Consider the following 12,197-nt stretch of genomic DNA (forward strand, 5'->3'; position numbering starts at 1 on the left):
ACATTGTGGGGATACATGCAGACACTAAAGGTCGACCTGGGCGAACGTAGCTACCCGATCTACATTGGCGAAGGCCTGCTGGACCAGCCCGAGCTGCTGGCGCCGCACATTGCCGGACGGCAGGTCGCCATCGTCTCCAACGAGACCGTCGCGCCGCTGTACCTCGAACGCCTGAGCAAGACCCTGGGTGCCTACTCGGTGCTGCCCGTGGTGTTGCCGGACGGCGAGGCCCACAAGAACTGGGAAACCCTGCAGCTGATCTTCGATGCGCTGCTCACCGCCCGCCATGACCGTCGCACCACCGTGGTCGCCCTGGGGGGCGGCGTGATCGGCGACATGGCCGGCTTTGCCGCGGCCTGCTACCAGCGCGGCGTCGACTTCATCCAGGTGCCGACCACGCTGCTGTCCCAGGTGGACTCGTCGGTGGGCGGCAAGACCGGCATCAACCACCCGCTGGGCAAGAACATGGTGGGCGCCTTCTATCAGCCCAACGCGGTGCTGATCGACACCACCAGCCTGAAGACCCTGCCCGGACGCGAGCTGTCCGCGGGCCTGGCCGAAGTCATCAAGTACGGCCTGATCTGCGACAAGCCGTTCCTCGCCTGGCTCGAAGACAATATGCAGGCGCTGCGCGCCCTGGATTGCGTCGCCCTGACCGAGGCCATCCGCCGCTCCTGCGCGGCCAAGGCCGCCGTGGTCGGCGCCGACGAGCGCGAATCGGGCGTGCGTGCCACGCTCAACCTTGGCCATACCTTCGGCCATGCCATCGAAACACACATGGGCTATGGCGTCTGGCTGCACGGCGAAGCCGTGGCGGCGGGTACGGTCATGGCCCTGGAAATGTCCATGCGCCTGGGCTGGATCGACCAGCCGGCGCGTGATCGCGGAATTCGCCTGCTGCAGGACGCAGGATTGCCGGTGGTGCCACCACAGGAAATGACCCCGGCGCATTTCATGGAGCACATGGCGGTCGACAAGAAAGTGCTCGACGGGCGCCTGCGCCTGGTGCTGTTGCGCCAGCTGGGCGAGGCCGTCGTCACCGACGACTATTCGACAGAGATTCTACAGGCCACCCTGGCGGCGGATTACCGCGCGATCGTGGCCCAGCTTTGAGGTTGTGACAACGCAATGACCAGTCTGCATGCCGATGAGGCGTTCCTCGACCATTACCAGTTGAGCCACGATCCGTTCGCACCGCGAGTGCCCGGCTTCAAGTTCTTCCCCGCCCAGCGCAAACCCGTGCTCGGCCAGCTGCACCACCTGGCGCGCTACAGCCAGCTGATGCTGGTGGTCAGCGGCCCGGTGGGCAGCGGCAAGACCCTGCTGCGCCAGGCCCTGGTGGCCAGCACCAACAAGCAGTCGGTGCAGAGCGTGGTGGTGTCCGCCCGTGGCGCCAGTGACGCAGCCAGCGTGCTGGGCCAGGTGGCGCAGTCGCTGAACGTGGCGCAACCGGAGGTGCAGGCGATCCTGTCGCAGGTAGTGCAACTGGCGCTGACCGGCCAGGAAGTCTATCTGCTGGTGGACGATGCGGAACAACTCGACGAGTCGGCACTCCAAGCGTTGCTGGAGTTGGCGGCAGGCGTGGCCGAAGGGCGCCCGCATGTGTTCCTGTTCGGCGAGCCTTCGCTGATTGCCGGACTGGAAGAACTCAATACCGATGGCGAGCGCTTCCATGTCATCGAGTTGGCCCCGTACAGCGAGGAAGAGACCCGCGAGTACCTGGAGCAGCGCCTGGAGGGCGCCGGCCGGGGCATCGAGGTGTTCAGCGCCGAGCAGATCGTCGACATCCACGAAAACTCCGACGGTTGGCCTGGGAACATCAACCAGGTTGCCCGCGATACCTTGATCGAAGCCATGATCGCCAGCCGTACCACGGTCAAGCGACCATCCATGGGGTTCAAAATGCCTAAGAAACACGTGCTCGCGTTGTCCGCTGTGGTCGTGGTCGCCGTTGGCGCGGCGGTCCTGATGCCCAAGAAGGGTGACAAGGCCCCGACCGAGGCACCGGCCGCCCAGGCCCAGCTGCCGCTCGGACAGGGTGCGAACGGCGGCGCGCCCGCCATCGAGTTCTCCGGTTCCTCGCAGCCAATGCCGCTGCCGCTGGTCGGCCAGTCGCAGCCGGTGATGCGTGAGCCGCTGGCCCAGGCCGCCGGCATGGGCGAAGGCGAAGAGGGTGGGCCAGCGGGCGATACCGCCCTGCAGCCTGCCGCGCCGTCGGCCGCCGTGCCGCCGACCGTGACCACCATCGCGCCGCCACAAGGTGCCACCGCCAGCCCGGCACCGGCCCCTGCCCAGCCGGTGACCACCGCTCCGGTTCAGCCGGTTGCGCCTGCGTCGAAGCCTGTCGCAACCCAGCCGGCAAAACCGGTTGCACCTGCAAAGCCGACTCCGGCTCCGACCCAGGTCGCCAGCGCCAAGCCCGCCGCTAAACCTGTCGAGAAACCAGCCGCGGGCGGCGCCGGTAACAGCAGCTGGTATGCCGGCCAGAAACCGGGCAATTACGTGGTGCAGATCTTCGGCACCAGCTCCGAGGCGTCGGCCCAGTCGTTCGTCAAGGCGCAGGGTGGCGACTATCGCTACTTCAAGAAAAACCTGCAGGGCAAGCCGCTGTTTGTCGTCACCTACGGCAACTTCGCCAGCCGCGACGCCGCCGCTGCGGCAATCAAGAACTTGCCAGCCAAGGTCCAGGCTGGTAAACCTTGGCCACGTACCGTCGGCAGCGTCCAACAAGAGCTGGCCACGGCCCGCTGATACCTTCCGGGCGGCACCACCCCGCCGCCCAGTTGCTGAGCGACTTCTAGCTTTCGATCAGCCTGCTGCGCCCGAGCGCGGCAGGCTTTTCTGTCCCAGACTGCCGGCCACAAGCCCTGTGTTGCAGTCATGGCTGAAACGCTTCAGACTCCAGCCTAGCCGCTATCACGGCGCATGGCGCAAAAACATTCAAAATTGCGACATAAATTTTCAATGGTGAGACATGAAAATTTGTGGGCATCGCTGTCGCTGTGCAACAATGGTTTTCCATGACCACCGCAAAAAAGCTGGCGTTTGATCGGCGTGGATGGTAAGTGGTTGTTAAAAAAGAGATTTGCCTCCGGTTGAGAGGTGAACCTGGTGAGAAAGTGTCTATGAAAACAGGTCTGTACCATCCCGAAGAATTCAAGGACAACTGTGGTTTCGGCCTGATCGCCCATATGACGGGGCAGCCGAGTCACCACCTTCTGCAAACCGCCATGCAGGCGCTGACCTGCATGACCCACCGCGGCGGCATCAACGCCGACGGCAAGACCGGTGACGGTTGCGGTCTGCTCATGCAGAAGCCCGATCAATTCCTGCGAGCCGTGGCCCAGGAGCACTTCGCCGTCGAGCTGCCCAGGCAGTACGCCGTCGGCATGGTGTTCTTCAACCAGGACCCGGTCAAAGCCCAGGCCGCCCGCGCCAACATGGACCGCGAGATCGTCAACGCCGGCCTCAAGCTGGTCGGCTGGCGCAAGGTGCCGATCGACACCCGCGTCCTCGGCCGCCTGGCCCTGGAGCGCCTGCCGCAGATCGAGCAGGTGTTCATCGGCGGCGAAGGCCTGAGTGACCAGGAATTCGCCATCAAGCTGTTCAGTGCCCGTCGCCGCTCGTCCGTGGCCAACGCCCACGACACCGACCACTACATCTGCAGCTTCTCGCACAAGACCATCATCTACAAAGGCCTGATGATGCCGCGCGATCTTGCGGCGTTCTATCCGGACCTGGGCGATGAGCGCCTGCAGACCGCGATCTGCGTGTTCCACCAGCGCTTCTCCACCAACACCCTGCCGAAGTGGCCGCTGGCCCAGCCCTTCCGCTTCCTCGCCCACAACGGCGAGATCAACACCATCACCGGCAACCGCAACTGGGCCATGGCCCGACGCACCAAGTTCGCCAACGACCTGATCCCCGACCTCGAAGAGCTCGGCCCGCTGGTCAACCGTGTCGGTTCCGACTCCTCGAGCATGGACAACATGCTGGAGCTGATGGTCACCGGCGGCATCGACCTGTTCCGCGGCGTGCGCATGCTGGTACCGCCAGCCTGGCAGAACGTCGAGACCATGGACGCCGACCTGCGCGCCTTCTACGAATACAACTCCATGCACATGGAGCCGTGGGACGGCCCGGCCGGCATCGTCATGACCGAGGGCCGCCATGCGGTGTGCCTGCTCGACCGCAACGGCCTGCGCCCGGCGCGCTGGGTGACCACCACCAACGGCTACATCACCATCGCCTCGGAAATCGGCGTATGGGGCTACCAGCCCGAGGAAGTCCTGGCCAAGGGCCGTGTCGGCCCAGGCCAGATTCTCGCCGTGGACACCGAGACCGGGCAGATCCTCGACACCGACGCCATCGATAACCGCCTGAAGTCGCGCCACCCGTACAAGCGCTGGCTGCGCCAGCACGCCACACGCATCCAGGCGACCCTGAGCGACGACCAGGGTGTGGCCAGCTACGACGCCGACCAGCTCAAGCAGTACATGAAGATGTTCCAGGTCACCTTCGAGGAGCGTGACCAGGTGCTGCGCCCGCTCGGCGAACAAGGCCAGGAAGCGGTCGGCTCGATGGGCGACGACACGCCGATGGCCGTGCTGTCGCAGCGCGTGCGCTCGCCGTACGACTTCTTCCGCCAGCAGTTCGCCCAGGTGACCAACCCGCCGATCGACCCGCTGCGCGAAGCGATCGTCATGTCCCTGGAAATCTGCCTGGGCGCCGAGCGCAACATCTTCCAGGAGTCCCCTGAGCACGCCTCGCGGGTGATCCTCAGCTCGCCGGTCATCTCGCCCGCCAAGTGGCGTTCGCTGATGAACCTGGAGCGCGAAGGTTTCGACCGCCAGCTGATCGACCTCAACTATGAAGAGAGCGTCGGCCTGGAAGCGGCGATTCGCAACATCGCCGACCAGGCCGAGGAAGCCGTGCGCGGCGGCAAGACCCAGCTGGTGCTGAGCGACCGCTACATCGCCCCAGGCAAGCTGCCGGTGCATGCCTCGCTGGCGGTCGGTGCGGTGCACCACCGCCTGACCGAGCAGGGCCTGCGCTGCGACAGCAACATCCTGGTCGAGACCGCCACCGCCCGTGACCCGCACCACTTCGCCGTGCTGCTGGGCTTCGGCGCCTCGGCCGTCTACCCGTACCTTGCCTATGAAGTACTGGCCGACCTGATCCGCACCGGCGAAGTACTGGGCGACCTGGACGAAGTCTTCAAGTACTACCGCAAGGGTATCTCCAAGGGCCTGCTGAAGATCCTGTCGAAGATGGGTATCTCCACCATCGCCTCGTACCGTGGCGCGCAGTTGTTCGAAGCGATCGGACTGTCCGAGGAAGTGGTCGGCCTGAGCTTCCGCGGCGTGCCGAGCCGTATCAAGGGGGCCCGTTTCGCCGACCTGGAAAGCGACCAGAAACTGCTGGCCGCCGAAGCCTGGAGCGCACGCAAGCCGATCCAGCAGGGCGGCCTGCTGAAGTTCGTCCATGGTGGCGAATACCACGCCTACAACCCCGACGTGGTGAATACCCTGCAGGCCGCCGTGCAGCAGGGCGACTATGCCAAGTTCAAGGAATACACCACGCTGGTCGACCAGCGCCCGGTGTCGATGATCCGCGACCTGCTCAAGGTCAAGGTGGCCGACCAGCCGTTGGCACTGGACCAGATCGAGCCGCTGGAGGCGATCCTCAAACGCTTCGACTCTGCCGGTATCTCGCTCGGTGCCCTGTCGCCGGAGGCACACGAGGCCCTGGCCGAGGCGATGAACCGTCTGGGCGCGCGCTCCAACTCTGGCGAGGGTGGCGAAGACCCGGCCCGCTACGGCACCATCAAGAGCTCGAAGATCAAGCAAGTGGCCACCGGCCGATTCGGTGTGACGCCGGAGTACCTGGTCAACGCCGAAGTGCTGCAGATCAAGGTCGCCCAGGGCGCCAAGCCCGGCGAGGGTGGCCAGCTGCCAGGCGGCAAGGTCAACGGCCTGATCGCCAAGCTGCGCTACGCGGTACCAGGCGTGACCCTGATCTCGCCACCGCCGCACCACGACATCTACTCGATCGAAGACCTGTCCCAGCTGATCTTCGACCTCAAGCAGGTCAACCCGCAGGCGCTGGTCTCGGTCAAGCTGGTCGCCGAAGCTGGCGTCGGCACCATCGCCGCCGGCGTGGCCAAGGCCTATGCCGACCTGATCACCATCTCGGGTTATGACGGTGGTACCGGCGCTTCGCCGCTGACCTCGATCAAATACGCCGGCGCCCCGTGGGAACTGGGCCTGGCCGAAACCCATCAGACCCTGCGTGGCAATGACCTGCGCGGCAAGGTGCGGGTACAGACCGACGGTGGCCTGAAAACCGGCCTGGACGTGATCAAGGCCGCCATCCTCGGCGCCGAGAGCTTCGGCTTCGGCACCGCGCCGATGATCGCCCTGGGCTGCAAGTACCTGCGCATCTGCCACCTGAACAACTGCGCCACGGGCGTCGCCACGCAGAATGACAAGCTGCGCAAGGATCACTACATCGGCACCGTCGACATGGTGATCAACTTCTTCACCTTCGTCGCCGAAGAGACTCGCGAGTGGCTGGCCAAGCTCGGCGTGCGCAGCCTGGGCGAGCTGATCGGTCGCACCGACCTTCTCGACGTGCTGCCGGGCGACACCGAGCGCCAGCATCACCTTGACCTGTCGCCGCTGCTGGGCAGCTCGCACATCCCGGCCGACAAGCCGCAGTTCTGCGAAGTCGACAAGAACCCGCCGTTCGACCAGGGCGAACTGGCCGAGAAGATGGTCGCCATGGCCTTGCCGGCGATCCGCGATCAGGCCGGTGGCGAGTTCAGCCTCGACATCTGCAACTGCGACCGCTCCATCGGTGCGCGCATCTCCGGCGAAATCGCCAGGCTGCACGGCAACCAGGGCATGGCTGCAGCGCCGATCACCTTCCGCTTCAAGGGCACCGCGGGCCAGAGCTTCGGCGTGTGGAACGCCGGTGGCCTGAACCTGCACCTGGAAGGCGATGCCAACGACTACGTCGGCAAGGGCATGACCGGTGGCAAGCTGACCATCGTGCCGCCTGCCGGCAGCCCATTCGAAACCCAGCACAGCGCCATTGTCGGCAACACCTGCCTGTACGGTGCCACCGGCGGCAAGCTGTTCGCCGCCGGCACCGCGGGCGAGCGCTTCGCTGTGCGTAACTCCGGCGCCCACGCTGTTGTAGAGGGCACCGGCGATCACTGCTGTGAATACATGACCGGCGGCTTTGTCTGCGTCCTGGGCAAGACCGGTTACAACTTCGGTTCTGGCATGACGGGCGGCTTCGCCTACGTGCTCGACATGGACAATAGCTTCGTCGACAAGCTCAACCACGAACTGGTGGAAATCCAGCGTATCAGTGGTGAGGCGATGGAGGCCTACCGCAGCCATCTGGCGCGGGTCCTGGGCGAGTACGTGGAGGAAACCGGCAGCGAGTGGGGGCGTGAGCTCTCCGAGAACCTGGACGACTACGTGCGGCGCTTCTGGCTGGTCAAGCCGAAGGCGGCCAACCTCAAGCAACTGCTGTCCAGTACCCGTGCCAACCCGCAGTAAGAACAGCTGCAAGTGACGGCCCCGTGCGCGGGGCCCGTCCTGCTCAAGTGATTGTCTTGCAGCTTGCGGCCCAAGGCCGGCAACTGCGGTAAAGAGGTTTGAAAAATGGCTGAACGTCTGAGCAACGACTTCCAGTTCATCGAAGTGGGCCGCAAGGACCCGAAGAAAAAGCTGCTGCGCCAGCGCAAGAAGGAGTTCGTCGAGATCTACGAACCCTTCAAGCCGCAGCAGTCCGTGGAGCAGGCGCACCGCTGCCTGGGCTGCGGCAACCCGTATTGCGAATGGAAGTGCCCGGTGCACAACTTCATCCCCAACTGGTTGAAGCTGGTCTCCGAAGGCAACATCCTGGCCGCGGCTGAACTCTCGCACCAGACCAACACCCTGCCGGAAGTGTGCGGCCGCGTGTGCCCGCAGGACCGTCTGTGCGAAGGGGCCTGCACCCTGAACGACGGCTTCGGCGCGGTGACCATCGGCTCGGTGGAGAAGTACATCACCGACACCGCCTTCGCCATGGGCTGGCGCCCGGACATGTCCAAGGTCAAGCCCACCGGCAAGCGCGTCGCCATCATCGGTGCCGGCCCTGCTGGCCTGGGCTGCGCCGACGTGCTGGTGCGCGCGGGCGTGACCCCGGTGGTGTTCGACAAGAACCCCGAGATCGGCGGCCTGCTGACCTTCGGCATCCCCGAGTTCAAGCTGGAAAAGACCGTGTTGAGCAATCGCCGCGAAGTCTTCACCGGCATGGGCATCGAGTTCCGCCTGAACACCGAGGTGGGCAAGGACATCAGCATGGAGCAGCTGCTCGCCGAGTACGATGCGGTGTTCATGGGCATGGGCACCTACACCTACATGAAGGGCGGCTTCCCGGGCGAGGACCTGCCGGGCGTGCATGACGCGCTGGACTTCCTGATCGCCAACGTCAACCGCAACCTCGGTTTCGAGAAGTCGCCGGAAGACTTCGTCGACATGCAGGGCAAGAAGGTCGTGGTCCTGGGCGGTGGCGATACCGCGATGGACTGCAACCGCACCTCGATCCGCCAGGGCGCCAAGGCCGTGACCTGCGCCTATCGCCGCGACGAAGCCAACATGCCGGGTTCGCGCAAAGAGGTGAAGAACGCCAAGGAAGAGGGCGTGAAGTTCCTCTACAACCGCCAGCCCATCGCCATCGTCGGCGAGGACAAGGTCGAGGGCGTGAAGGTGGTCGAGACCCGTCTCGGCGAGCCGGATGCCCGTGGCCGCCGCAGCCCTGAGCCGATCCCGGGCTCCGAGGAGATCCTGCCGGCCGATGCCGTGGTGATCGCCTTTGGTTTCCGTCCGAGCCCGGCGCCGTGGTTCGAGCAGCATGGCATCCAGCTGGACAGCCAGGGCCGCGTGGTGGCGCCGGAGAAGGGCAAGTTCAAGCACCAGACCAGCAACCCGAAAGTGTTTGCCGGTGGTGATATGGTGCGGGGGTCGGATCTGGTGGTAACGGCCATTTTCGAGGGCCGCACGGCCGCTGAGGGGATCCTGGACTACCTCGAAGTCTGATCGATTGTCGGGGCCGCTTTGCGGCCCTTTCGCGGCACAAGGCCGCTCCTGCAGAGGATCGCATTCACCTGTAGGAGCGGCCTTGTGCCGCGAAAGAGCTGCGAAGCAGCCCCAGGTTCATTTTTTGTATACAAAAACGCTTGATCCAAGGCACCCAATAGACAAAACGCATGGCCATGGCCGTGCCTTTTGTGCCCGCGTCTGAGAAAATGCCCGCACTTTTTTTCCGGATGCCGACATGACTGCCCTGAAGAACGATCGTTTCCTGCGTGCACTGCTCAAGCAACCCGTAGACGTCACCCCGGTGTGGATGATGCGCCAGGCCGGCCGCTACCTGCCGGAGTACCGTGCCAGCCGCGCCAAGGCCGGTGACTTCATGAGCCTGTGCATGAACCCGCAGTTCGCCTGCGAGGTCACCCTGCAGCCGCTGGACCGCTACCCGCTGGACGCGGCGATCCTCTTCTCGGACATCCTCACCATCCCCGACGCCATGGGCCAGGGCCTGTACTTCGAGACCGGCGAAGGCCCGCGTTTCAAGAAAGTCATCAGCACCCTGGCGGACATCGAGGCGCTGCCGATCCCCGATCCGCAGAAGGACCTGGGCTATGTGATGGACGCGGTCAGCACCATCCGCCGCGAGCTCAACGGCCGCGTGCCGCTGATCGGCTTCTCCGGCAGCCCATGGACCCTGGCCACCTACATGGTCGAAGGCGGCTCGTCGAAGGACTTCCGCAAGACCAAGGCCATGGCCTACGACAACCCCGAAGCCCTGCACCTGCTGCTGGACAAGCTGGCCCAGTCGGTCACCAGCTACCTCAATGGCCAGATCCTCGCCGGCGCCCAGGCGGTGCAGATCTTCGACACCTGGGGCGGTAACCTGTCGGCGGCGGCCTACCAGGAGTTCTCCCTGGCCTACATGCGCAAGATCGTCAGCGGCCTGATCCGCGAGCACGAAGGGCGCAAGATACCGGTGATCCTGTTCACCAAGAACGGCGGTATGTGGCTGGAAAGCATTGCTGATGCCGGTGCCGACGCCCTGGGCCTGGACTGGACCTGCGAGATCGGCGACGCCCGTCGCCGCGTCGGCGACAAGGTGGCGCTGCAGGGCAACATGGACCCGACCGTGCTGTATGCCAAGCCCGAGGCGATCCGCAAGGAAGTGGCGCGCATCCTCGCCAGCTATGGTAAGGGCAGTGGCCATGTGTTCAACCTGGGGCATGGCATTACCCCCGAGGTTGACCCTGAGCACGCCGGCGTGTTCATCAACGCCGTGCATGAGCTGTCGGCGCAGTACCACCAGTAATCGGTGTGCAACGCGAGAAGCCCGGCCAAGTGCCGGGCTTTTTGTTGTATTAAGTTTCAATTCAGCGATCGTCGGTAATCTGGTCCCATCAAAACGCAAACAGGACCCGATCACCATGAAAGCCCGTTACCTGCCCCTGATCCTCGCCCCACTGTTCAGCACCGCCGCCCTGGCCGCCGGCTACACCGGTCCTGGCGCCCAGGCCGTGACCACGGTCGCCGCCGCCAACGATGCCGCCGACGACACCCCGGTAGTGCTGCAGGGCTTCGTGACCAAGAAGATCAACAACGACGACAAGTACGAGTTCAAGGACAACACCGGCACCATCACCGTCGAGATCGACGACGAAGACCTGCCGCCGACGCCGTTCAACGACAAGACCAAGGTCAAGCTGACCGGCGAGGTGGAGAAGCACCTGATGAGCCGTGAGGTGGATGTGGATATCGTCGAGATCATCAACTGATCCTGCGGCCCTTTCGCGGGTAAACCCGCTCCCACAGGTACGGCGCCGTACCTGTGGGAGCGGGTTTACCCGCGAATGCTTCACACTGATTTGGGAGGCAGTTTGCTCAGGTGCACCGCCACCAGCAACGCCACCGCCAGCAGGCTGCCGATGAACAGCCCGATGCCGTTCCAGCCCCACTGATGCCAGAACACCCCGCCCGCCGTCCCCGCCACGCTCGATCCCGCGTAGTAACAGAACAGGTACAACGACGAAGCCTGCCCCTTGGCCTTCAACGCCCGGCGGCCGATCCAGCTGCTGGCCACCGAGTGCGCGCCGAAGAAGCCGAAGGTGAACACCAGCATGCCGACGATGATCATCGCCAGCGGGTTGGCCAGGGTCATCAGCAGGCCGCCGGCCATTACCACGATGCTGGCCCAGAACACCTTGCGCCGGCCCAGCTTGTCGGCCAGGGCGCCGACTTGCGCCGAACTGTAGATCCCCGACAGATACACCACCGACAGCAACCCGACCAGTGCCTGGTTCATGTGATAGGGCCCGGCCAGCAGGCGGTAGCCGATGTAGTTGAACAGGGTGACGAAGGCGCCCATCAGCAGGAAGGCCTCGAGGAACAGCCAGGGCAGCCCGGCATCCCTGAAGTGCATGACGAAGCCGTCGAGCAGGCTACGCGGATTCAGTGCCTGGGGACGGAAGTTGCGCGACTCGGGCAGTACCTTCCAGAACACCAGCGCCGCTACCAGCGCCAGCCCGCCGATGCTCAGCATCGCCGTGTGCCAGCTGACGAAGTCGATCAGCACGCCGGTGATCAGGCGCCCGCTCATGCCACCGATGGCGTTGCCACCGATGTACAGGCCCATGGCCAGGCCAATGTGCTGCGGGTGGATCTCTTCGCTCAGGTAGGTCATTGCCACCGCCGCCAGGCCGCTCAACGACAGGCCCACCAGGGCGCGCGTCGCCAGCACCAGCTCCCAGCTCGGCATCACTGCGCTGGCCAGGGTCGACAGGGCGGCGCAGAGCAGGGCGAAGACCATCACCGGCTTGCGCCCGATACGGTCGGAGATCGGCCCGGTGACCAGCAGCCCGAACGCCAGCATGGCGGTGGATACCGACAGCACCAGGCTGCTCTGCGCGGCGTTGATGGAAAATTCCTGGGACAGCAGCGGCATCATCGGCTGCACGCAGTACAGCAGGGCGAAGGTGGCAAAGCCACCGCTGAACAACGCCAGCACGGTTTTCATGAAGGCGGGGGAGCCTTTCTCGATCCAGATATCGTTGACGACAGGCTCGGGTTCGGCAGATAGGGGGGCTACGACGGATCTCACGGAGGGTACCTCGG

7 protein-coding genes are annotated in these 12,197 nt (G+C 64.7%); 6 read left to right on the forward strand and 1 reads right to left on the reverse strand.

Translation table 11 applies throughout. The features are described 5' to 3' along the window. The first annotated feature begins 15 nt into the window (after nt 1-15). From aroB to AC0MAZ_RS05260, 6 genes are all read left to right on the forward strand, one after another. Entirely contained in the window at nt 16-1,113 is a 1,098-nt protein-coding gene (gene aroB, locus AC0MAZ_RS05235; RefSeq protein ID WP_203648491.1) for a 3-dehydroquinate synthase, read from the forward strand. A 15-nt stretch (nt 1,114-1,128) separates the two neighbouring features. Continuing rightward, nucleotides 1,129-2,751 (forward strand): AAA family ATPase, encoded by a 1,623-nt coding sequence (locus tag AC0MAZ_RS05240; RefSeq protein ID WP_232854912.1) that lies wholly within the window; start codon nt 1,129-1,131, stop codon nt 2,749-2,751. 374 nt (nt 2,752-3,125) lie between these two features. Continuing rightward, the gene (gene gltB / locus AC0MAZ_RS05245; RefSeq protein WP_475860469.1) at nt 3,126-7,571 is read left to right on the forward strand and encodes a glutamate synthase large subunit; all 4,446 of its coding nucleotides are present in this window, start codon (nt 3,126-3,128) and stop codon (nt 7,569-7,571) included. 105 nt (nt 7,572-7,676) lie between these two features. After that, a complete protein-coding gene (locus tag AC0MAZ_RS05250) occupies nt 7,677-9,095 on the forward strand; it encodes an FAD-dependent oxidoreductase (RefSeq protein ID WP_050707339.1) in 1,419 nt (472 codons plus the stop codon). 238 nt (nt 9,096-9,333) lie between these two features. Beyond that, a complete protein-coding gene (gene hemE, locus AC0MAZ_RS05255) occupies nt 9,334-10,398 on the forward strand; it encodes a uroporphyrinogen decarboxylase (RefSeq protein WP_110735319.1) in 1,065 nt (354 codons plus the stop codon). A 115-nt stretch (nt 10,399-10,513) separates the two neighbouring features. After that, nucleotides 10,514-10,861, forward strand: a complete 348-nt coding sequence (locus AC0MAZ_RS05260) for a YgiW/YdeI family stress tolerance OB fold protein (protein ID WP_028689103.1) — start codon at nt 10,514-10,516, stop codon at nt 10,859-10,861. Between the two features lie 80 nt (nt 10,862-10,941). Here the strand turns inward: AC0MAZ_RS05260 and AC0MAZ_RS05265 are convergent, their stop codons facing one another. After that, entirely contained in the window at nt 10,942-12,183 is a 1,242-nt protein-coding gene (locus AC0MAZ_RS05265) for an MFS transporter (protein ID WP_475860472.1), read from the reverse strand. Between the last annotated feature and the right edge of the window lie 14 nt (nt 12,184-12,197).

The sequence above is a fragment of the Pseudomonas sp. A genome, from assembly GCF_056270345.1.

Excerpts from the sequence above, each read along its gene's own strand:
- gltB (WP_475860469.1), top strand. The coding sequence starts at position 3,126 with ATGAAAACAGGTCTGTACCATCCCGAAGAATTCAAGGACAACTGTGGT.
- AC0MAZ_RS05240 (WP_232854912.1), top strand. The coding sequence starts at position 1,129 with ATGACCAGTCTGCATGCCGATGAGGCGTTCCTCGACCATTACCAGTTG.
- hemE (WP_110735319.1), top strand. The coding sequence starts at position 9,334 with ATGACTGCCCTGAAGAACGATCGTTTCCTGCGTGCACTGCTCAAGCAA.
- AC0MAZ_RS05250 (WP_050707339.1), top strand. The coding sequence starts at position 7,677 with ATGGCTGAACGTCTGAGCAACGACTTCCAGTTCATCGAAGTGGGCCGC.
- aroB (WP_203648491.1), top strand. The coding sequence starts at position 16 with ATGCAGACACTAAAGGTCGACCTGGGCGAACGTAGCTACCCGATCTAC.
- AC0MAZ_RS05260 (WP_028689103.1), top strand. The coding sequence starts at position 10,514 with ATGAAAGCCCGTTACCTGCCCCTGATCCTCGCCCCACTGTTCAGCACC.